At 32.0% G+C, this 21,168-nt stretch carries 23 protein-coding genes; 5 read left to right on the top strand and 18 right to left on the bottom strand.

Features of this window, described 5'->3' with window-relative positions; genetic code table 11:
* Positions 1-7: 7 nt before the first annotated feature.
* Genes SLH33_RS07205 through mgtE form a run of 4 tightly spaced genes read left to right on the top strand, consistent with a single transcriptional unit; the run spans position 8 to position 2,683 of the window.
* The gene (locus SLH33_RS07205; RefSeq protein WP_320418409.1) at positions 8-337 is read left to right on the top strand and encodes a DUF4286 family protein; all 330 of its coding nucleotides are present in this window, start codon (positions 8-10) and stop codon (positions 335-337) included.
* 1 nt (position 338) lies between these two features.
* Positions 339-533, top strand: coding sequence for a hypothetical protein (locus SLH33_RS07200; protein WP_320418408.1), 195 nt, complete (start codon positions 339-341; stop codon positions 531-533).
* Between the two features lie 7 nt (positions 534-540).
* Positions 541-1,353 (top strand): 16S rRNA (adenine(1518)-N(6)/adenine(1519)-N(6))-dimethyltransferase RsmA, encoded by an 813-nt coding sequence (gene rsmA / locus SLH33_RS07195; protein ID WP_320418407.1) that lies wholly within the window; start codon positions 541-543, stop codon positions 1,351-1,353.
* Complete coding sequence (gene mgtE, locus SLH33_RS07190; protein WP_320418406.1) at positions 1,334-2,683, top strand: magnesium transporter; 1,350 nt, start codon at positions 1,334-1,336, stop codon at positions 2,681-2,683. The genes rsmA and mgtE overlap by 20 nt, the downstream gene beginning before the upstream one ends.
* Here the strand turns inward: mgtE and SLH33_RS07185 are convergent.
* From SLH33_RS07185 to rsmI, 3 genes are read right to left on the bottom strand one after another with little or no spacing between them, the layout of a single operon-like run.
* Entirely contained in the window at positions 2,667-3,356 is a 690-nt protein-coding gene (locus SLH33_RS07185) for a LysE family translocator (protein WP_320418405.1), read from the bottom strand. The two genes, mgtE and SLH33_RS07185, sit on opposite strands and share 17 nt — an antisense overlap.
* A gap of 14 nt (positions 3,357-3,370) precedes the next feature.
* Positions 3,371-4,417: a ferredoxin--NADP reductase gene (locus tag SLH33_RS07180; protein ID WP_320418404.1), complete on the bottom strand. Its 1,047-nt coding sequence runs from the start codon at positions 4,415-4,417 to the stop codon at positions 3,371-3,373.
* Positions 4,418-4,453: 36 nt separating this feature from the next.
* Positions 4,454-5,125, bottom strand: a complete 672-nt coding sequence (rsmI, locus tag SLH33_RS07175; protein ID WP_320418403.1) for a 16S rRNA (cytidine(1402)-2'-O)-methyltransferase — start codon at positions 5,123-5,125, stop codon at positions 4,454-4,456.
* A 68-nt stretch (positions 5,126-5,193) separates the two neighbouring features.
* Here rsmI and dxs point away from each other — a divergent pair, with 68 nt between their 5' ends.
* Complete coding sequence (gene dxs / locus SLH33_RS07170; RefSeq protein WP_320418402.1) at positions 5,194-6,969, top strand: 1-deoxy-D-xylulose-5-phosphate synthase; 1,776 nt, start codon at positions 5,194-5,196, stop codon at positions 6,967-6,969.
* A 93-nt stretch (positions 6,970-7,062) separates the two neighbouring features.
* On the opposite strand, the gene atpG is transcribed toward dxs, so the two are convergent.
* The 15 genes from atpG to SLH33_RS07095 form a co-directional block, all read right to left on the bottom strand.
* Complete coding sequence (gene atpG, locus SLH33_RS07165; RefSeq protein ID WP_320418401.1) at positions 7,063-7,923, bottom strand: ATP synthase F1 subunit gamma; 861 nt, start codon at positions 7,921-7,923, stop codon at positions 7,063-7,065.
* 59 nt (positions 7,924-7,982) lie between these two features.
* Positions 7,983-9,563 carry a F0F1 ATP synthase subunit alpha gene (atpA, locus tag SLH33_RS07160; protein WP_320418400.1) on the bottom strand — a complete coding sequence of 527 codons (1,581 nt, stop codon included), beginning with the start codon at positions 9,561-9,563 and terminating at the stop codon, positions 7,983-7,985.
* 21 nt (positions 9,564-9,584) lie between these two features.
* A complete protein-coding gene (gene atpH / locus SLH33_RS07155; protein ID WP_320418399.1) occupies positions 9,585-10,142 on the bottom strand; it encodes an ATP synthase F1 subunit delta in 558 nt (185 codons plus the stop codon).
* A 9-nt stretch (positions 10,143-10,151) separates the two neighbouring features.
* Positions 10,152-10,652 (bottom strand): F0F1 ATP synthase subunit B, encoded by a 501-nt coding sequence (locus tag SLH33_RS07150; protein ID WP_320418398.1) that lies wholly within the window; start codon positions 10,650-10,652, stop codon positions 10,152-10,154.
* A 105-nt stretch (positions 10,653-10,757) separates the two neighbouring features.
* The gene (atpE, locus tag SLH33_RS07145; protein ID WP_004569351.1) at positions 10,758-10,946 is read right to left on the bottom strand and encodes an ATP synthase F0 subunit C; all 189 of its coding nucleotides are present in this window, start codon (positions 10,944-10,946) and stop codon (positions 10,758-10,760) included.
* Between the two features lie 36 nt (positions 10,947-10,982).
* The gene (gene atpB / locus SLH33_RS07140; RefSeq protein ID WP_320418483.1) at positions 10,983-12,158 is read right to left on the bottom strand and encodes a F0F1 ATP synthase subunit A; all 1,176 of its coding nucleotides are present in this window, start codon (positions 12,156-12,158) and stop codon (positions 10,983-10,985) included.
* A gap of 125 nt (positions 12,159-12,283) precedes the next feature.
* Positions 12,284-12,664 carry a DUF6168 family protein gene (locus SLH33_RS07135; RefSeq protein WP_320418397.1) on the bottom strand — a complete coding sequence of 127 codons (381 nt, stop codon included), beginning with the start codon at positions 12,662-12,664 and terminating at the stop codon, positions 12,284-12,286.
* A complete protein-coding gene (locus SLH33_RS07130) occupies positions 12,657-12,890 on the bottom strand; it encodes an AtpZ/AtpI family protein (RefSeq protein WP_320418396.1) in 234 nt (77 codons plus the stop codon). The genes SLH33_RS07135 and SLH33_RS07130 overlap by 8 nt, the downstream gene beginning before the upstream one ends.
* Positions 12,856-13,278, bottom strand: coding sequence for a polymer-forming cytoskeletal protein (locus SLH33_RS07125; RefSeq protein ID WP_320418395.1), 423 nt, complete (start codon positions 13,276-13,278; stop codon positions 12,856-12,858). Before SLH33_RS07125 ends, SLH33_RS07130 begins: the two co-directional genes overlap by 35 nt.
* An 8-nt stretch (positions 13,279-13,286) precedes the next feature.
* Complete coding sequence (locus SLH33_RS07120; RefSeq protein WP_320418394.1) at positions 13,287-15,506, bottom strand: tetratricopeptide repeat protein; 2,220 nt, start codon at positions 15,504-15,506, stop codon at positions 13,287-13,289.
* Positions 15,507-15,613: 107 nt separating this feature from the next.
* Entirely contained in the window at positions 15,614-17,182 is a 1,569-nt protein-coding gene (locus SLH33_RS07115; RefSeq protein WP_320418393.1) for a hypothetical protein, read from the bottom strand.
* Between the two features lie 66 nt (positions 17,183-17,248).
* A complete protein-coding gene (locus SLH33_RS07110; protein WP_320418392.1) occupies positions 17,249-17,944 on the bottom strand; it encodes an ABC transporter ATP-binding protein in 696 nt (231 codons plus the stop codon).
* A 21-nt stretch (positions 17,945-17,965) separates the two neighbouring features.
* Positions 17,966-19,432: a DUF5687 family protein gene (locus SLH33_RS07105; protein WP_320418391.1), complete on the bottom strand. Its 1,467-nt coding sequence runs from the start codon at positions 19,430-19,432 to the stop codon at positions 17,966-17,968.
* A 117-nt stretch (positions 19,433-19,549) separates the two neighbouring features.
* The gene (locus SLH33_RS07100; protein ID WP_320418390.1) at positions 19,550-20,047 is read right to left on the bottom strand and encodes a DUF1761 domain-containing protein; all 498 of its coding nucleotides are present in this window, start codon (positions 20,045-20,047) and stop codon (positions 19,550-19,552) included.
* A 91-nt stretch (positions 20,048-20,138) separates the two neighbouring features.
* A complete protein-coding gene (locus SLH33_RS07095; protein ID WP_320418389.1) occupies positions 20,139-21,131 on the bottom strand; it encodes a DUF4837 family protein in 993 nt (330 codons plus the stop codon).
* Positions 21,132-21,168 lie beyond the last annotated feature (37 nt).

Genomic DNA, 21,168 nt, shown 5'->3' with positions numbered 1-21,168 from the left:
AAAAAATATGTATATATACAACGTAACAATTAATATAGATAATAGTGTTCACAACGAATGGTTAGTGTGGATAGAAAGTCATATTCCGGAAGTGTTGGCTACAGGAAAATTTATTAGTGCAAAAATGACACAGGTTTTGGTAGACGAAGAAATGGGAGGAATAACTTACTCAATTCAATATACTGCAAAAACCAGAGAAGATTTGGATGAATATTACCAGCATCATGCAGATAAATTACGTAACGACGGATTTATAAAGTTTGCTGATAAAATGGTAGCTTTTCGTACCGAATTAAAAGTAATTAACGAATTTTATCCATCCGAAGTTAGTAATTAATATGCAAGAAAAATTATATAATAACAGAAAAACATTGCTTTATATCGGTATAATATTAACGATTCTAGGAGTAATTTTAGGGTATTATATGTATGAAGTAGAACCTTGGGAAACTATAGGAGGAGCAATTTCAGGTTTAGGTTTTAGCATGTGTTTTATTTCATTAACAATAAAACATCCTGAACAGGTTAAGTAGATTTTTTATGACTGTACGCGCAAAAAAACATTTAGGGCAACACTTTTTAACGGATGAAAACATCGCTAAAAAAATAGCTGATTCACTAACGGAATCGGGTTACGATAATGTGCTTGAAATAGGTCCGGGTATGGGAGTGCTTACCAAGTATCTACTAGAAAAAAAACCTAAAGTAACGGTGATGGAGCTGGATAGCGAATCTGTAGAATATTTAAAAGAAACCTTTCCGGTAGAACATATTAAATTAGATACATCAGCAGAGAAATTTAATATTTTAGAAGGCGACTTTTTAAAACAGAAAATAGAAGATGTCTTTAAGGGAGAACAAATTGCTATTATTGGTAACTTTCCATACAACATTTCCTCGCAAATTGTTTTTAAAGCTATTGAAAATCGTCATTTAGTTCCAGAATTTTCCGGAATGTTTCAAAAAGAAGTGGCACAAAGAATTGCAGAAAAAGAAGGAAGTAAAACTTACGGAATTTTATCTGTTTTAACCCAAGCTTTCTATAATGCTGAGTACCTTTTTACAGTACCGCCAACCGTTTTTAATCCGCCACCAAAGGTAGATTCTGGAGTAGTGCGACTCATCAGAAAAGAAAATTATACGCTTCCTGTTGATGAAAAGTTATTTTTTAGAGTAGTAAAAACAGCATTCAATCAACGAAGAAAAATGCTTCGAAGCAGTTTAAAAACCTTTAATCTGTCGGATACTTTAAAAGAAGACCCTATATTTGCGATGCGTCCCGAACAACTATCGGTAGAAAAATTTATTGAACTGACGGATAAAATTGCAAACGATGGCATTAGAAATTACTAAAGAACTTTTAGAAAACGTATCAGAACTTATCCAAAATCAAAAAGATACTGATCTTTCTGATTTTTTTACTGATGTACACCATGCAGATATTGCTGAGGTATTAGACGAGCTTTCGTTTGATGAAGCAGTTTATATCATTCGTTTATTGGATTCAGAAACTACCTCGTCTGTTCTTATGGATGTAGATGAAGAAGTTCGTGAAAAAGTTTTTAAACAACTTTCTGCTAAAGAGATTGCAGAAGAAATTGATGAGCTTGATACCGATGACGCTGCCGATGTAATTGCTGAGTTACCAGAAGAACGCAAGCAAAAGGTAATTCAGGAAATTGAAGACAAAGAACATGCCAAAGAAATTGTAGAGCTTTTACGTTACGATGAAAATTCTGCTGGTGGTTTAATGGCTAAAGAATTAATTAAGGTCAATGAAAACTGGTCGGTGTTAGGTTGTGTTACCAAAATGCGAGAACAAGCAGAAGATGTAACTCGTGTACACTCAATTTATGTTATTGATGATGATGGCAAATTAAAAGGGCGTTTATCACTAAAAGACCTCTTAATGGCATCAACAAAAGCAAAAATTTCTGATGTATACATTCCTAATGTTGATTATGTAAATGTGCATGATAACGCTGAAGAAGTAGCTAATATTATGCGTAAATATGATTTAGAAGCTATTCCTGTTATAGATGAATTAGGTGTTTTGGTAGGTAGAATTACTATTGATGATATTGTAGATGTTATCAAAGAAGAAGCTGATAAAGATTACCAAATGGCAGCAGGTATAACACAAGATGTAGAAGTAAACGATAGTATTTTAGATCTTACACGAGCTCGTTTACCATGGCTATTTTTGGGATTGATAGGTGGTATTGGTGCTTTTTTAATTATGGGAGAATTTGAGCATACTTTTAAAGAAAACGTAGCCTTATTCTTTTTCACACCATTAATTGCGGCTATGGCAGGAAATGTAGGTGTACAATCATCTGCAATCATTGTACAAGGTTTAGCTAATGATGATGTACGTGGAAGTACTCAAACTCGATTGATTAAAGAAATGCTTTTAGCCTTATTAAATGGTGTAGTATTAGCTTCTTTCTTGTTTATGTTTGTGTTTATTTATGAGAAGGATTTTATGAAGGCATTAGCTATATCAGTTTCTTTAGTGGCAGTAATTGTTGTTGCGGGTTTAATAGGAACGTTTATCCCATTATTTCTTCATAAAAGAGGTATAGATCCAGCTATTGCTACTGGTCCTTTTATTACTACTAGCAATGATATTTTTGGGATTTTAATCTATTTTTTAATTGCGCAGCTTATTCTTGGAGTTTAGCAGTACCTTCTACCCTTTCCATTAAGGTTTCAATTTTATCTTTTGGAATAAACCCTTTTAGCATTAGTAAAGCACCAAAAACAATTAAAAGAATACCCATTCCTCTTTTAATACGATAAATAACTAAAGGAGTTAATTTACTTTTTAGTTGTTTTGCTAATAATATTTTAACTAAATCTGTTAAGGCATATCCTAAAATTACTGTTGCTAAATACCAAAATATAGAACGCGGATTCATATCTAACGTGGGTCCCACCACAACTAACAATCCTAACCAAAAAGCTAAAACACCTATATTTATAAAGTTTAAAAGAAATCCGTTAAGAGTTAATTTGAAATAATTTTTTCCTGCAGGAACTGCTATTTTAGAATCGTCAACTTCTTTTTTGTTGTTTTTATCTAAATATGTTATCAAACCATAAATAATCAATACCAAGCCACCAATTAAAAAGAGACGAGGATCGTCCTTAATTTTTTCTAACAAACTTCTACTGCCAAAATAAGCAATACACATAAAAGAAATATCTCCTAAAATAACTCCTAAATCAAAGGCCATGGCTGCACGTGCTCCTTTTAAGATACTAGTTTTAATAAGCATAAAAAATACAGGCCCAATCATAAAAGCCATAAATATACCTACTAAAAATGCGTTTTTAAATGTGTTAAAATCCATTTTATAAAATTATACTAAACATCATCGTAATCAACTATTATTTTTGAAGTGGTTGGATGTGCTTGACAGGTTAATATTAACCCCTCTTCTAATTCATCATCAGTTAAGATTTGATTTTTAATCATTACCGCTTTACCTTCGGTTACTTTTGCAATACAGCTACTGCAAACTCCTCCTTGGCATGAATACGGAGCGTCTAGTTTGTTGAGTAAGCTGGCTGCTAAAATTGTATCAGTTTGCTTCATGGTAAAGGTGGTTTCTTCATCATCTAACAATACTGTAATTTCGGTTTCTCCTTCTTTCACTTGCGCAGCAGCTTCTTCATCTATAGAAGCAGTAAAAAGTTCAAACAAGATGTTTTCTTTCTTGAATCCGTTCTTTTCAAGTGTTTCTGAAACAGTTTCAATCATTACTTCCGGCCCACATAAATAAGCTTTATCAAAAGAAATCTCTTTATAAATATTTTTCACAAAATAATTTACGTGCCCAGTATCAATTCTACCAAAAACAGAATCATCTTGTCGCTCTCTACTAAAAACAAAATTCAAATTGAATTGGGTAGGATACATTTCTTTTATAGCGTTTAATTCTGCATAAAAAATAGTGTCTGCAATAGTTCTGTTACCATAAACCAACGTAAAAGTAGAACTAGGCTCACTTTCTAAAACCGATTTGATCATAGACATAACAGGAGTGATACCACTACCAGCAGCGAAACCAATATAATTTTTACCAGCTTGAGGTTGCAAAATAAATTTGCCCTCAGGTTTACTCACCTCTAATTCATCACCCGCTTGTAGTTTAGTTGTGGCATAGACAGAAAATTTTCCGTTTTCAACTGCTTTTACAGCCACTTTTAACTGTCCACTTTTAGGAGAAGAACATAAAGAGTACGCTCTGCGTACTTCTTCATTGTTAATTTTTGCTTTTATGGTGATGTAATGACCTGCAGTAAACAAAAACTCTGGTTGCAATTGTGATGGAACCTCAAAAACGATAGAAACAGCCGAAGCAGTTTCTTTAATAACATTTTTGACTTTAAGCGTATAAAATTGACTCATTTCTAAATTTTGGAACACAAAAATAAGAAACTAGCTTCACTTTTTCCCCTCAACAATAATTACAATTTCACCTTTAGCAGGTTTTTCAATATAATATGATAACAATTCTTGTATACTTCCTCGTTTGGTTTCTTCAAATAATTTGGATAATTCTCTAGAAACAGATGCTTCTCTATCTTCACCAAAATATTCTGCGAAATTGGTTAAGGTTTTGATGAGTTTGTGTGGACTTTCATAAAAGATCATGGTTCGAGTTTCTTCTGCTAAAAACTGTAAGCGTGTTTGACGTCCTTTTTTAACAGGTAAAAAACCTTCAAACACAAATTTATCATTGGGTAAACCAGAATTTACCAAAGCGGGAACAAAAGCCGTAGCACCAGGTAAGCATTCTACTTCAATACCGTTCTGAATGCAAGCTCGCGTTAATAAAAACCCTGGATCAGAAATTGCAGGAGTACCAGCATCAGAAATCAGTGCAAATGTTTCTCCACTTTGAATACGTTTTACAATCGTTTCAACCGTTTTATGCTCATTGTGCATGTGATGTGATTGCATTGGTGTAGCAATATCAAAATGTTTTAGCAATTTACCGCTTGTACGCGTATCTTCAGCTAAAATATAATCCACTTCTTTCAATACTCTTATAGCACGAAAGGTCATATCCTCCAAATTTCCAATCGGGGTAGGTACTAAATACAATTTACTCATACAACAAATGTAAGAAATTGTCATTCCTGTGAAGGTAGGAATCTTATCCTTTTTGTATTTTTGTTTTTATGCCAAAAAACTTGTTAAACAATATTAGTTTTCCTTCGGATATTAAAAAATTAAATACTGATGAATTGCCGCAATTAGCGCAAGAATTGCGAAATTTTATCATCGATGTGGTTTCAACTAAAGAAGGTCATTTAGGTGCTAGTTTAGGAGTTATAGAACTTACCATTGCATTACATTATGTGTTTAATACTCCAGATGATTTATTGGTTTGGGATGTAGGACATCAAGCATATGGACATAAAATTTTAACAGGTAGAAAAGATGTTTTTCATACGAATCGTCAATTAGATGGTATTTCCGGTTTTCCTAAAAGAAGTGAGAGCGAGTACGATACTTTTGGTGTAGGACATTCATCAACTTCTATTTCTGCTGCATTAGGAATGGCTATTGCTTCACAACTAAAAGGTGAAAATAACAAACATCATATTGCAATAATTGGTGACGCGTCTATCGCAAGCGGAATGGCATTTGAGGCATTAAACCATGCTGGAAGTACCAATGCTAATTTATTGGTAATTTTAAACGATAATGCTATTGGCATTGATCCTGCTGTGGGTGCCTTGAAAGATTATTTAACCAGAGTAAAATCAAATCGATTAGACGTTGATCAACAAAATATAATTGAGGCATTGAATTTTGATTATTCAGGTCCTATTGACGGACATAATTTTGATGAATTGGTATCAGAATTAAATCGATTAAAAACTGTTGAAGGACCCAAGTTTTTGCATGTTGTTACAACAAAAGGAAAAGGTTTACGTCAAGCAGAAGAAGATCAGGTAAAATATCACGCACCTGGTAAGTTTGATAAATTCTCTGGTGATTTGTTACCAAAATCTGAGGAAGTACTTCCCCCTAAATATCAAGATGTTTTTGGTGAAACCATAGTTGAGCTTGCTGAAAAGAACAAAAACATAGTGGGTATTACACCTGCCATGTTAACAGGAAGTTCTTTAAAAATAATGTTAGAGAAGTTTCCTGAACGAACTTTTGATGTTGGTATTGCCGAACAACATGCGGTTACTTTAGCAGCGGGTATGGCAACCCAAGGATTAGTTCCGTATTGTAATATTTATTCTACGTTTTTGCAACGAGCGTATGATCAAGTAATTCATGATGTTGCGTTACAAAACCTACCCGTTATTTTTTGTTTAGATAGAGCAGGTATTGTGGGTGAAGACGGAGCAACACATCACGGAGTTTTTGATTTGGCTTATTTGAGGTGCATTCCTAACCTAATTATTTTTGCTCCACGTAACGAAATAGAATTACGAAATATATTATTTACAGCACAATTAGGCTTAGAACATCCTATTGCTATTCGTTATCCTAGAGGTAGAGGAGTTACGGTGGATTGGAAACAACCTTTTCAACAAATTGAAATTGGAAAAGGAGCAGTTTTACAAGAAGGAAAATCAATTGCAGTATTATCTGTGGGTTCTATAGCTAAAAACGTCTCAGAAGCTTTAAAAACAATCAATACAGATGAAGTTGCACATTACGACTTACGTTTTGTAAAACCTTTGGATGAAAAATTGCTACATGAAGTATTTTCAAAATATCAAGATATCATTACTATAGAAGATGGAACCATAATTGGTGGCTTTGGTAGTGCTATGCTAGAATTTGCAGCAGAACATAACTATCAGCAATCTATTAAAATTATGGGGATCCCTGATGAATTTATCCATCATGGCACTGTTGATGAATTGCATCAAATATGTAACCTTGATGCGGTATCAATTAAAAGAGTACTTGAAAGCATGTTAACATAAAAAAAGGTGAACCAAATGGTTCACCTTTTTTCTATTTTATTCAGTCAAGCTTTATGTTTAAAGCTTTTCTTTATTTAAGCATTTTGCTAATGTTTAATTGTTTAATGCTTCAGCACCACCTACAATCTCTAAAATTTCGTTAGTAATTGCAGCTTGACGAGCTTTGTTATACGTTAATAATAAATCATCACGTAATTCTTTAGCATTGTCTGTAGCTTTATGCATTGCAGTCATACGAGCACCATGTTCGGCAGCAAATGAATCACGGATGGCTTTGTATAACTGAGTTTTTAATGACTTAGGAATTAATTGTAATACAATTTCTTCTTTTGAAGGCTCAAAAATGTAATCTAGATTTACATTTTCATCAGTTTCAGTAGGTTTAATTGGTAAAAACTGTTCAACCATTGCAATTTGGGTTGCGGCATTCTTAAAATGGTTGTAAATAATTTCAATTTTATCATAAGTTCCTTCCACAAACAATTCCATTAGTTGCTCAGCAATTTCAGAAACATTTTCAAAAGTTAAATCATCAAAAACATCGTTTCTGTTTTCAAGAACATTATACTCTTTTGATAAAATATCGTTTCCTTTTTTACCAATAGTAAAAATATCAACTTGAGTACCGTTGTATTTTTCTTTAATGGTGTTTATTGTAGCCTTAACTATAGATGAGTTAAAACCACCACATAAACCTCTGTTAGAAGTAATAGATACTAATAACACCTTATTTACTTCTCTTTGATCAGAATAAGCTCCTCCTGCATCCCCTTCTAAAGTAGCGCTTAAGCTTTGTAAAAGTTCAGTAAGCTTTGATGAATATGGGCGCATTGCCGTTATTGCATCTTGTGCTTTTTTCAACTTTGCAGCCGATACCATTTTCATGGCAGAGGTAATCTGCATGGTTGAACCAATAGAACTAATTCTGTTACGTATTTCTTTTAAGTTTGCCATTTATATGAACTTAAAATTTGAATATCCCGCTCAGTTTGAGCGGGAATGTTTTTTATTGATTAAGCTGAAAATTTAGCTGAAATTTCTTTTGCAGCAGCAGTTAATGTATCTGTAACTTCATCAGTTAATTTACCTGCTTTTAACGTGTCTAAAACACCTCTATGTTTAGCGTTTAAGTACTCTAAGAAATCTGCTTCAAACTCTTTTACTTTATTTACAGGAACATCTTTTAATAAGTTTTTAGAACCTGCATAGATAATTGCAACTTGATCTTCAACAGTAAAAGGATCTCCTTGATTTTGCTTTAAGATTTCTACGTTACGCTTACCTTTTTCAATTACGTTCATAGTAGCAGCATCTAAATCAGAACCAAACTTAGCAAACGCTTCTAACTCACGGTATTGAGCTTGGTCTAATTTTAATGTACCAGATACTTTTTTCATTGACTTAATCTGAGCAGAACCTCCTACACGAGATACCGAAATACCTACGTTAATTGCAGGACGTACACCCGAGTTGAATAAATCAGACTCTAAGAAAATCTGTCCATCAGTAATCGAAATTACGTTTGTTGGAATATATGCAGAAACGTCACCCGCTTGAGTTTCAATAATTGGTAATGCAGTTAATGATCCACCACCTTTTACTTTACCTTTTAAAGACTCAGGTAAGTCGTTCATTTCAGCAGCAATAGCATCATCATTAATAACTTTTGCAGCACGCTCTAATAATCTTGAGTGTAAGTAGAAAACGTCTCCAGGATACGCCTCACGTCCTGGTGGACGACGTAATAATAACGATACCTCACGGTAAGCAACTGCTTGTTTAGATAAATCATCATAAACAATTAAAGCTGGTCTACCAGTATCTCTAAAATATTCTCCAATTGCAGCACCTGCGAATGGAGCATATACCTGCATTGGTGCAGGATCTGAAGCATTAGCAGCAACAATAGTAGTATAAGCTAAAGCTCCTTTTTCTTCTAACATATTTGCAATGGCAGCTACTGTAGAACCTTTTTGCCCAATAGCAACATAAATACAGTAAACAGGCTCTCCTGCATCAAAAAATTCTTTTTGATTTAAGATGGTATCAATAGCTACTGTTGATTTACCAGTTTGACGATCTCCAATGATTAACTCACGTTGACCACGACCGATTGGAATCATTGCGTCTACAGATTTAATACCTGTTTGTAATGGCTCAGTTACTGGTTGACGGTAAATTACACCAGGTGCTTTACGCTCTAATGGCATTTCAAAAGTTTCACCTTCAATTGGTCCTTTACCATCAATTGGGTTTCCTAAGGTATCTACAACTCTACCAACAATTCCTTCTCCTACTTTTAAAGAAGCAATTCTTTCTGTACGTTTTACAGTTGAACCTTCACTAATTCCTATGGATGGCCCTAATAGTACCACACCAACGTTATCTTCTTCTAAGTTTAGTACGATTCCTTCTAAACCGTTACCAAAATCTACTAATTCACCATATTGTACGTTAGATAAACCGTAAACACGTGCAATACCATCACCTACCTGTAATACAGTTCCTACTTCGTTTAACGTAGCTTTTGATTCGAAATTTGTTAATTGTTCCTTTAAAATTGCTGATACTTCAGCTGGTTTAATTGCTGCCATCTTATATCTTTTGATGTATAATTAAAGTTTTGGAATATAATGACTATTGTCAAATTCTCTTCTTAATTCATTAAATTGGTTAGAGATACTTGCATCGTATTGCTTGTCTCCAACACGTAAAATAAATCCACCAATTATATCAGGATTTACAATATTTTCAATTGTAGCACTGTTACCAGTAATAGCTACTATTTTATTTTGAATTTTTGTTTCTAACGCTTCTGTTAAAGGTACAGCAGTAGTTACAGTAGCCACTTGCATGTTTTTATAGTAATCATAAATAACTGTGTACTGTTTTGCAACTGCTTTTAGCATTAACATTCTTTTGTTTTCAGCTAAAAGATTGAACAAACCTTTAGTAACATTGTTTACTTTGTTACCAAATAAAGCAGTTAAAACCTTATTTTTATCTGTTACTTTAATAACAGGGCTTTTAAGCATAGCGTCTAGATCGTTACTTTCAGCAATTGTTTCAGCAATTAACTTCATATTGTCGTTAACTTCTGAATCTAATCCTTGATCTTTAGCAAGATTTAATATTGCTTTTGCGTAACGTAATGCTGGTCTAGCTTCTTTCATTTTGTAAGATTAGTTTAACGTAACGTCTTCTAACATTCCTTCAACAAGCTTTAATTGATCATCTTGTGAAGCTAATTCTTTTTTAACAACTGTTTGAGCAATACCGATTGATAAATCGGCTACTTTTTTCTTTAATTCAGCTACAGCTGCTTGTTGTTCTTGTTTAATGGTAGCTTTAGCAGATTCAATCATTTTAACTGCTTCTGATGATGCTTCTTCTTTAGCATCAGCAATGATCTTATCTTTAATTTCTCGAGCTTCTTTCATCATTGCATCTCTTTCTGCTCTTGCTTCTTTTAATAATCTTTCGTTATCTGCTTGTAAATTTTGAATTTCTTTACGTGCATTTTCAGCCTCATCTAAAGCATTTTGAATTCCTTCTTCGCGCTCAGTTAATGCTTGCATAATTGGTTTCCAAGCAAACTTAAACATTAATGCTAGTAAAATTACTAGAATTACTGCTTGCATGATAAACAACCCTGGTGAAAAATCATTTAATAACTGATCCATTATATACTTAATTTATTCTTTGTTACTCTTTTTTGTTTAATTTTTAAAACATTTCCTGTAACCAACCGTTACAGGAAAATGTTTTGTCTTTTGTTTTGTTCGGAATTATTTTCCTAAGATTAAAGCACCGAATGCTAAACCTTCTAATAATGCTCCGATGATGATCATCGCTGTTTGGATTTTACCAGCTGCCTCAGGTTGACGAGCAATACCTTCCATTGCTTTTCCACCGATTTGACCTAAACCGATACCTCCACCGATTACGATTAATCCTGCTCCAATTAAATTGTACATACCAATTGATTTATATAATTAAACAAATTTTTATTCTTAAATAATTCGGGTATCTTCATACCCAGTAGCATCTTCATTATGCGCATGCTCATGATCGTGCTCTTCTACTGCCATACCAATAAACAACGCTGAAAGCATTGTAAAAATGAACGCTTGTAAGAAAGCTACCAATAACTCAATAACTGAGATGAATAATGCCAATGCTAATGACAATCCTGTTGAACCAACTGAACCAAATTGATTTTTTAACGTAATCATTAAGGCAATTAAGCTCATTACTACAAAGTGTCCTGCTGTCATGTTAGCAAACAAACGAACTAATAATGAAAAAGGTTTAATTAAAACAAAACCTACCATTTCAATTACTGCTAATATTGGTCTTAATATTTTTGGCACCCCAGGCATCCATAAAGTATGCGCCCAGAAATCTTTGCTACCATTGGTCATATAAATAATCATGGTAAAAATTGCTAAACATACAGTTACTGCAATTTGACCAGTTACGTTAAACCCTAATGGAGTTAACCCTAACAAGTTTAAAATCCAAATAAAGAAGAATACCGTTAATAAATATGGCATAAACTTCTTGTATTTTTTTTCTCCAATATTAGGTCTTGCTATTTCGTCTCTTACGTATAATACTAAAGGCTCTAATACACGACCAACACCTGTTGGAATTGCACCTTTTTTATATCCTCTTGCTAAAGAACTAAAACCTAACAACATTAATAAACCTGCCAACAACATACCAAACACACTTTTAGTAATAGAAAAGTCTAACACTTTATGTGCATTCGTTGCATGGTGCTCTTCATCAAAAGAAACCTCTGTAACTCCTTCTTCTAATTCGTATATTTTACTGTGAATTTTTGTTAATTTAACCCCGTCTTTCTCAACGATAACGTGGCCATCATCATTATGATGAAATGCTGAAGACATAAAAGTTCTTAAACCTTTGCTTGTCCAAACAATAACAGGCAATGGAAAACCTACGTGTTTTCTTTCTCCTGCATCATTTGTATAAGAATACAAAGCAAAATCATGAGAATCAGCTAAGTGATGTTTGATATAACCTTTAATTTGCTCTGGTGTATTGATTTGCCCACCTTTACTAGTTGAACCGTGCTCTCCACCTCCTGCAAACATGGTAAGTGTAGAGAATACTACTGCTAATGTTACTAAAAATTTGATAGGGTTTTTTGCTATCATCATACCTTTTTCTAAATATAAGATTATGGTCTCTAAATTTCCGTGCAAAGGTACACATTTAATTAAAACTACAAACCCTTTTTTTATTTAGTTTTTTAAAGATGTTTTTTAGTGATCGTTTACAGGAACTATTTGTTATTCAATAGTTTTGAAACAGCTATAGCTTCTGAGATCAAAAACAAGAAAAGAGGAATTACTAGTGAGAATCTTTCAGGTTTTGTCAAGTTGTCATTTTCAAAGATAGGTGCTTGAAAAATAATTACAAAAAAACCTATCTTTAAAAAGATAGATGCTAAATAGGCATATCCTGCTTGGTTGGGAAGTTTATCAGCAACCAATTCAACTATAGCATATACAATACCAGCAGCGATAACATGAAAAAGATAAACAGAGTGTAAAGAGAAGGTTAGATAACTATCATTAATTGTTAATAAATACCAATGTAAATTATAACTTATAAGATATAATACTATTATCAATACTATAAAGTAAAGTATTCTTTTAATCATTATCTTTTGAAAGCTTAGTTACTTGTACAATTACGGAAAGCATTGCACCAAAGACGGCTACAAGTGTACAAATTTTTGTGTAAAGTTGGTTGTTGTTTGGATATTTTGAATCTAACCACCCACCTAGTATACTACCTAGATAAATGGTTAGACCCATTTGAATAGCTATTCCGGTAAACCGGATGTATTTATTAAGCGGTTTTTTGCTTGAGTTCTTTTTTGTCATTACTATCTTTACTCAATTCTTTTACCGCTCCTTTCATATTGCATGTGGCATTAAATGAAGCTCCAGGTTCTGTAGAAATTTGACCCACTATAACGCTTCCGGTAATGTTTGCTGTAGATTTTGCAGTTAAAGTTTGAGAAACAACGAATTCTCCAGAAAATTTACCTTCGACATCAGCATTGGTACATTCAACGTTTCCTTTAATAAAACCTTCTTGACCAATGATAACTCTACCATTAGTTTTTAAAGTTCCTTCTAAAACACCGTCAATTCTAAAGTCTCCATCTGAAATTAAATCACCAATAATTTTGGTGCCTGGTCCGATTACGTTTCTGCTACAAGTGCCTTTTACACTGGCAACTTCTTTTTTACTTTTTGTACTAAACATGGGGATATTTATTTTAATATATTAATTATTTCTTGGGCTTTTTTACCCTCAATTCTATTAGCATAGCTAAAAGCAACAAACTCAAGAGCTTTTTTATATTCCTCCTTAGTTTTGTATTTACCTATAGCCAAAGCTTTTAGGAGAGCAAATTTAGGAATTAATTCCGAATTTTCAATGGTTTGAGAAAAACTATCTATTTGATTTACAACTTCTTCATACTTTTCTTCTTTGTATAAATAGTAAACCTGTTTATATTTTTTACCAACGACGTCCTCTTCTTCATTAATTTCTAGCTTTTTAGTAGGGTTGGTGATAATCTGTGCAAATTGTGAATTAGGATAATTTGTTACAATATAGTTCTTAGCCTTTTCTGCTTTTGATGTTTCATTTACATTAGTATATAATTGATATAAATGATAGTGAATAGGCAAGTTTAATTCCTGATTTTGATTAACCGCCAACAAGCGTTCTAGATTGTGAATAGCTTGTTGATTATTGGTGAATTTTTCCTTGTAAATTAATCCTAATTGATACAAAGCATCATTACGATCTTTTTTTAAACTATTGATTTCTTCACTATCTGTAGGGATAGTATTTAGATAGGTGCTTAATTCGTATCTGCTTTTATTTTCTTCTTGCTGATTAACTGCCAGATTATTTTGGTTGATCGCTGTTTTTTCTGAATTTCTCCAATTGTCCTCTAAAGGTCTATTACCCCACACACGTTCAAACTCTGCAACTCCAAAGGCTTTGGATTGCGAATTATAAAAATACCATTTGCCTTTGTTTGAACTGCCAAAGCCAGCACCACCACCAAATTGACTTCCAAAGTTTTGCGAGTTTAGTAATTGCTGACGACGTTCTTCATCTTCTTTTTTAATTCGTTCTATATAATTTTCAAAAAAAGCGGTGCGCTCATCTGCACTCATAGCTACCAATTGTAAAATACTATCATTGGTTTTAACAACGTCTTCGTATTTTCTTAAAGAGGTCAACCCTTTATTCTTTCTTCGGATTCTTCGAATTCTTTTTTCATTTTCAAACTCTTTCGATGCCAATTGAAGCACACTATCATAATAAGTACCTGCGAGCAGATAGTTTTGCTTGTTAAAATACAGGTTACCTATACCTTCATAAGTGTATGTTTTTTGATAGTTGTTTTCTTTACCTGCTTCTAATGATTTTTTATAGTATTCAAGTGCTTTTTCTGTATTTCCTCTTTCTTGGTATAGTGTTCCTAGTTGGTAATATAACTCATCATAATATTTACGATTATCTATGTTTTTTACCAGTTTTCTAAGACGATCTATCAATACAACATCCGTTGAATCCTTTGCTGAATTTTTAGCCAATTCAATAGTGGCATGAACTCGATATTTATTTGGAGCTTTTGAGTTTTCTGTTAGATCTTTAAAAACCATTCTTGCAGAATCCTTATGATTTAATTCGCTATAAATCTGACCTAATATAAATTGATTTCTTGCTGATTGCTCTTTGTTGATAAACGTTTTGGTAGCTTTTGTTAAATGCTCAATTACTTTTTGAATAGTATCCGTTTCAGTATAAGCCATAGCCATAGCTGTATGTGCTTGTTCTTGAATTGCTTTCGGAATTTCTTCTTTTTCATCAACTACTTTTAAAAGCAATTTCATCGATTGAATTGCACTTTTTTCACCTCCTAATCTGATGTTAGCCTTTGCTCTCCAAACACGTGTTTCATAATTTAAATTGGCATTGGGGTAGTTAGCAATAATGTAGTTAAATGCTTCAACTGCCGGAATAAAACGCTGTGTATAATAACGGGATTTACCTAGCAATAAATAAGCGTCATCAATTTGACGGTTTTTTTCATACCCATTGATGTTCATAGAGTGTTTTTGAATAGCTTTTACAGCTTTTTCTTCAGCTCTGTCAAATGGAGTTTGATTAGCCGATTGTGTTTCTTTACCATTAAAATCAGCTCCTGGGTTGTTAAATTTTGGAGCAGCAATTTTTCTGTCATCAAACGTAATAGGTTCAATAGGCAAACGTTTCCAAAAATTATCTTTATAGTTGCTTTGTATTTGGGTAAGACCTTTCTCAAATGCTTGTTCTCCATTAAATAATACATTGTATTTAGTGGTTAATGCATGAAAATTTCTATTAATTACACTGTCTTTTTGTGTACTACAAGAAAGTAAAAACACAAAAATGCTTGTAAAACCAAGAATTTGAGAAAGCTTTTTCATAAAAAAATACGCTCTAAATACAACTATATTTTTGATGAGATATTGTACGTTAGAGCGTAAAAATAGGAATAAAAAGCTAATTTTTTAATTAAGTCAGTTTTTTAAGGTTATTTCTTTTGATTAAAATTCAAAGCTGTTTTATAACCAAACTGTATGGATGCATAATTTTCTTCATTATTTAATATCCTCTCAGTTTTCAACCTTAAAAAGAAAGCAGAATTTTTATTTGTACTATCATAATAATACATCTCTGCATTTACACCTATTGTAGAAAAATCTTTAACTTTTTCAATTATATCACTATTGTTTTTATGGTCATACAAGTTCAAGTCTACTGAAATAGCAAGTCCAAAATTTCTTATTTTCCTAAAGTTAGCAGAAATACCCGACCCCCACACTACAGTGTTTATGTTGTCTGATGAATTAGAAGTACTATTATTAGTTTCTCCTATGTTCAGCTGAAATCTAACAGGAATAGAAAAAGAAAACGGGTATTCTTTACCCAACTTAACTTCTAATAAATTCAAATCTAATCCACTTACTATAAATGCCTTTTGACTTAATTCCAATTTATTGTCAATTTTATTATTATTTATAATTATGGCTCTATCATCATTATCAAACCTTGAATATCTTACAAAAGGGCTTATTTTTTTTCCTATATGAATCAATCCTATATTGCCTGGGACTAAATGAATATCTGAAGAAGCTTCGAAGCTTATAATACCGTTTGGAGTTTCATTTATTAAACCTAAAAAATCTGAATAAACCTTAAGGTTTATAAATGAATTTAAATTGTTATTTAACTCTAAAATTTCATTAGGTTCCTTCCTTGTCAAGACAACTCTTTTATTTTCTGGAGAAAAATTGTTTCCTCTAACATGTTGGTATCGAAGAACATTTTTTAAGTAAATTCCTTTTGATTTATTATTTTCTTCCCAAAGAATCCAATCATTATAATGATGAAATCTTAATATAGAAATAGGCGACCGATTAGAAAAATGTCTTCTCTCAGGAGAATTTGTCACCTCATTAAATAAACTGACTGAAATATCGGTGATAAAACCATCTTCTATATACATATCAATTTTATCAACTTTCCATCTTTCTTGAATATCTAATACATCTTCAAGAGACGATTGTGTAACACCGGTTAAGTCTTCAATTAGTTGAATATTAGTTTTATTTTCTAATCTCTCTCTTTCATCTATTGTTTTTTTTATTTCTCTACTTATAATTGATATGGAATCTGAGCTAGATTTATTTAAAGATAATGCTAAATTTTTTATTTTTTTATCTAAAACTTTTATAGAATCAGCCTTTATTTTTTTTATTATTTTTTCATTAGCTATGTCTAGCTTTTTAAATCTTATTTTGTCTTTAATGTTATCTTTTATAGACTGATTTATATCTCCTTTTTTAGATTTTATAGCTTCTGAATCAGATAAATCATTTATTCCTAAATTTAATCCTAAAAAAGTATGCACCTTTATAGGAAGAATAGGTATTTCTTTATTTATCATTGAAAAGGCTCCAATATTTGTTAACTTATCTACCTTAGCTAACTCTTGAACATGACTTAAAATAGAATCTATTTTTTCTTTTTGTGTTTCTTGTCCAAAAAAAGGCTCAATAGTAATGAATAAAAGTAAAATAAATAAAATAATATTTTTCATAGCAATTTAGTTTTAGTTAAAATCAAAAATACTAAATTACTGATTATTAATTAATTGTTTTTTTAATTAAGCTGAAAAATAGCTTTCTAATTCTTTTAAGGTTTCTGGTGAGGTTTTAATATCTTTTACCATATTTCCTTTTTCAAGAACTACAATTCGTTCACAAACTTCGGTTACATGACTTAAATCGTGACTAGATACTAAGACAGTAACTTCACTTTCTTGTGTTAATTTTTTAATGATGCTTTTTAAACGAATTTGTGTGGTCGGATCTAAATTAGCAAAAGGCTCATCTAAAATAACCACTTGCGGATTCCCCATCATTGCTGCAACAATTCCTGCTTTTTTCTGATTTCCCTTACTTAAATCGCGTAAATACTTTTTCTTTCCTAGAATTTCCCCATTAAAAAACTCTTCAAACTGACTCAAAAATGATTGCACGTCTGCTTTATTCATTCCTCGTAATTCTCCAATAAAATCAAAATATTCTTGTGGAGTCAAATAACCAATTAAAAAGCTTTCATCAATAAATGATCCGGTAAAGGTTTTCCAATCCTCACTTTTATTTACAATTACTTCATGATTTTCAATAGTACCTGAAGTAGGCCTTATTAAATCCAACAGTAAATTGAAAAAAGTTGTTTTTCCGGCTCCGTTGTTACCCACTAACCCAAAGGATTGCCCTTTTGGAATATCTAAAGCAGGAATGTTAAGCACTTCAGTTAATCCGTATTTTTTTGAAATATTTTTAGCTTGTATCATGTGTGTCTTAGTTTAGGTTAGTTATTTCTGATTAAATGCATGAATAGCTGCATACTTATCTTTGATATATTTCTTTTCGATTAAATCCATAAAATAATTTTTAAAAAGTAAGCAGATAATTCCCACAGCAGCTATAGCAGCAATACCCGCATTAAAACTTACGTACTTGTTAAAAATCCAGAACAAAAACATTGGTACCCCCATTAATGGAAGCACAATTAAAAATTGTGTTGCGCTGGTTCCTTGCATGTTGCCAAAACCACTGGCGTTCAAATCAATTCTTTTTCGGTTAAAGGAGCCTGCAAAAAGTAAGAACAAGCTGTTAAACCCTATGTTGAAGATTGCTCCGGCAGTAATCATTAAAAATTTATCTACACCATAATACAAATAAGGAATACTTAAAATGTACAAAACAAAGGTCATAATAACCATTAATAGCCATTTACTTTCTAAGAATTTACGATAACGTATATTTTGGCTCATTAGCATTCTATAATGGGCGCTATCCCAAGCAGGAATAAATTGTCCGTAGTTTATTGCAAAACCACCCGTAACAAAGAGAGCTGCAAATATTAAAAAAGCAGGCATTTTTTCTTCATAAACTTCTTGAGAAAAGAAAATAACTCCATAAAAAAGGAATAAGAAAGACATGAAAAAGATGGTTTTTGTACGTTTATTCCTCCAAATTTGTCGCATATCATTTTTAATAAATGGAGCTAAACTTCCGAAACGGTTGATAAATGATAAATCGCTAGATGCTACCTCTTTAGTTTTTACAGAAACGGCATCATCTAAGTATACTCTATTAGATAACTGTTTAAAATTCAATAAATACAAAATAATAAGTGCTGCTAAAGGCACTAAAACATATATGATGTTTTCGTATAAACCATTAAACAACAAAGAGCTGATTTTAGTAAAATCATACACTCCAAAATGTTGCAAAGCAACGATTCCTCCTAACAAAATAGCCAACACCGCAAAAGCTATGTTGTTTTTATTAATTAAGAAGTTTACATAGTTTGCTGATAAAGCAATAAAGAACACTCCTAACAACCAACTCAACACTTTAGTTACATCATACCCTTCTTTAATTAAAACTATTGCAAAAGGAATAAAAAAGAACATTCCTATAATATTAAAAAAAGAAAAAGCAGACTTTGTTAAAATATAGTTGACTAACTTACTTTTTTTTATGGGTAAGATAAGCATCGGCTTAATGTTCATTACCGGTAGTTTTTGAAGTAAGTAGCGAAAAATTAAATCTGCAATAACATAAAAAAGTAGTGCAGTGTTTACCAATGCTAGCGGATCTTGTTCTGGAAATTGTTTTTTAAGAATATAAAATCCAAGTATACCTGTACTTAAAAAAGCAGAAATAAGATACAGCGCAAAAAAGCCTAGTAAAATATTAACCAGAACGCTCTTTTGCCAAAACATGGAACGAATAAACTGTTTCCATTCAAAGTTTAAAAAGTTTTTAATCATTTGGTTATTTTTTAGTTGATACTAATTAGTTGTTTAAAAATGAGTTTTGTTACAAAAAATAAAAAAGCATCAACTATTTGTTGATGCTTTTCATGTATGTTTTATACTAATAAATGTTTATAACCACTGGCATAAAATACCTCCCATAATTGCCAAAGTAATAATCCAATAACCTGCATTTATGGCTATATATTTAAAATTTTTACGTTCAAATAAAGCTTGAATTCCTAGTATTGGGAAGGAAACAAAAAAACCAATTAAGGCACCATGTAAAGCTCCGTGTTTAAAAGTTCTGAAACGATCTCCGTAGTTACTCATGAAATCAGTGAAGTAATTCCAAACTTCTCCCGATTTTTCCATAAAACCTGGTTCTCCTGCTAAAGTAGAGAATACACCCCATTGGTGAATTACTACCGGCATTAAACCTAATGTTATTAAAAAACTAAACACATAGGTTAAACCAAAAATCAATGGCATGTTTGCACCTTTCATACTTTCTTCTGTAAGGTTCATTTCTTTCATCCAGGCATTTTTAAAAAGAGAACCATACCAAATAAATCCGGTAACTAAAGGAACCAAAGCTGCAAGGGCACATACTAAAAAATTAATGTCCATAAAATTATTGTTTATAGTTAGTTCTATCAAATATAAAAAAAAGCACCTAAGTTTAAACTTAGGTGTTTTGGAGGTATTTTATGTTAAATTGTTATTCTATTTTTAATGATTTACCAATAGCTTCAAGTTCAAATATAAAATCACGTTTGTTAATAGAAGGAGCGTAGGTAAAGCCTTCAAAAACAACTAAACGATTATTCTTTTTATCAATTACCGTATAATTAATAAAAGGGCCTGCCATGAAATCGTTTTTAACTTCCCACTTTCCACGAGTTTCATATGCTTTTTTACCATCAATTTCTGCTTCATAAGTAAAAGGGGTATATGCTGCTTCTGTAATCATATACATTCCTTCTTTGCTTCCTGGTATATATTTTTTTCCAATAGTATCTCTAATAGCGGTAATATTATCTACTACTTTATTTTCATCTTCTAACGGAACAGAATACACTAAAATATTATTAGTTCCATCACCTCTTGCAATACCACTTTTTAAGTGATGGCGTAACCACAAAAATTCACCTGTATCCTCTACCAATTTATATCTATCAGGTATGTTTAACGTAATTTTTAAGTTTTGTAGTGTTTTAAATTTAGTAGGATCTAACCGCTCTTTATTAAAAACACTTTGTATAAACTTAATATCTGCATCTTTAAATAATTTAATAATCTCTTTACCTCTGCTTCTAATTAAGTTTATCAAACCTTCTTCATCTTTTGCTGTAGCTGTAATAATTATTTGCGGCTGAGCATATTTGTTTTTGATGCTTGTGATTTGCTCTTTTTGTCCTGTTTTAAGGATTAACAAAGCTTTTCCGTTACGTACAAAGCCTCTAAACCCTGCTGGGTCAATTTGACTAACAGAAAGCAATGTTTCTGGTTGTGGTAAACCTACTTGATGTTCTCCAAAAACAGTTCTCAATTCATCTCCTGGTTTTCCGAGCCACAAATTACCATCCATTACCACCATAATTTTATTAGTGTTTCCTGATGATGAAGGCAGAACAAAGTCTGATGTTTTTCCATCAGATTTACAAGCAACAAAGGTTATTGCAAGTGTAAAAAGTGTAAGTAATTTTTTCATTTTAGTTTTTATGGTTTTGGTAAAAAGTGAAATCAAA

This window comes from Tenacibaculum sp. IB213877 (assembly GCF_034043975.1).
GTDB lineage: Bacteria > Bacteroidota > Bacteroidia > Flavobacteriales > Flavobacteriaceae > Polaribacter.
The sequence above is the reverse complement of the archived record's forward strand: the minus strand, read 5'-3'. Positions and strand labels throughout refer to the sequence as shown.

Coding starts and splice junctions, on each gene's coding strand:
- SLH33_RS07205 (WP_320418409.1), top strand. CDS start 8: ATGTATATATACAACGTAACAATTAATATAGATAATAGTGTTCACAAC.
- SLH33_RS07200 (WP_320418408.1), top strand. CDS start 339: ATGCAAGAAAAATTATATAATAACAGAAAAACATTGCTTTATATCGGT.
- rsmA (WP_320418407.1), top strand. CDS start 541: ATGACTGTACGCGCAAAAAAACATTTAGGGCAACACTTTTTAACGGAT.
- mgtE (WP_320418406.1), top strand. CDS start 1,334: ATGGCATTAGAAATTACTAAAGAACTTTTAGAAAACGTATCAGAACTT.
- SLH33_RS07185 (WP_320418405.1), bottom strand. CDS start 3,356: ATGGATTTTAACACATTTAAAAACGCATTTTTAGTAGGTATATTTATG.
- SLH33_RS07180 (WP_320418404.1), bottom strand. CDS start 4,417: ATGAGTCAATTTTATACGCTTAAAGTCAAAAATGTTATTAAAGAAACT.
- rsmI (WP_320418403.1), bottom strand. CDS start 5,125: ATGAGTAAATTGTATTTAGTACCTACCCCGATTGGAAATTTGGAGGAT.
- dxs (WP_320418402.1), top strand. CDS start 5,194: ATGCCAAAAAACTTGTTAAACAATATTAGTTTTCCTTCGGATATTAAA.
- atpG (WP_320418401.1), bottom strand. CDS start 7,923: ATGGCAAACTTAAAAGAAATACGTAACAGAATTAGTTCTATTGGTTCA.
- atpA (WP_320418400.1), bottom strand. CDS start 9,563: ATGGCAGCAATTAAACCAGCTGAAGTATCAGCAATTTTAAAGGAACAA.
- atpH (WP_320418399.1), bottom strand. CDS start 10,142: ATGAAAGAAGCTAGACCAGCATTACGTTACGCAAAAGCAATATTAAAT.
- SLH33_RS07150 (WP_320418398.1), bottom strand. CDS start 10,652: ATGGATCAGTTATTAAATGATTTTTCACCAGGGTTGTTTATCATGCAA.
- atpE (WP_004569351.1), bottom strand. CDS start 10,946: ATGTACAATTTAATTGGAGCAGGATTAATCGTAATCGGTGGAGGTATC.
- atpB (WP_320418483.1), bottom strand. CDS start 12,158: ATGATGATAGCAAAAAACCCTATCAAATTTTTAGTAACATTAGCAGTA.
- SLH33_RS07135 (WP_320418397.1), bottom strand. CDS start 12,664: ATGATTAAAAGAATACTTTACTTTATAGTATTGATAATAGTATTATAT.
- SLH33_RS07130 (WP_320418396.1), bottom strand. CDS start 12,890: ATGACAAAAAAGAACTCAAGCAAAAAACCGCTTAATAAATACATCCGG.
- SLH33_RS07125 (WP_320418395.1), bottom strand. CDS start 13,278: ATGTTTAGTACAAAAAGTAAAAAAGAAGTTGCCAGTGTAAAAGGCACT.
- SLH33_RS07120 (WP_320418394.1), bottom strand. CDS start 15,506: ATGAAAAAGCTTTCTCAAATTCTTGGTTTTACAAGCATTTTTGTGTTT.
- SLH33_RS07115 (WP_320418393.1), bottom strand. CDS start 17,182: ATGAAAAATATTATTTTATTTATTTTACTTTTATTCATTACTATTGAG.
- SLH33_RS07110 (WP_320418392.1), bottom strand. CDS start 17,944: ATGATACAAGCTAAAAATATTTCAAAAAAATACGGATTAACTGAAGTG.
- SLH33_RS07105 (WP_320418391.1), bottom strand. CDS start 19,432: ATGATTAAAAACTTTTTAAACTTTGAATGGAAACAGTTTATTCGTTCC.
- SLH33_RS07100 (WP_320418390.1), bottom strand. CDS start 20,047: ATGGACATTAATTTTTTAGTATGTGCCCTTGCAGCTTTGGTTCCTTTA.
- SLH33_RS07095 (WP_320418389.1), bottom strand. CDS start 21,131: ATGAAAAAATTACTTACACTTTTTACACTTGCAATAACCTTTGTTGCT.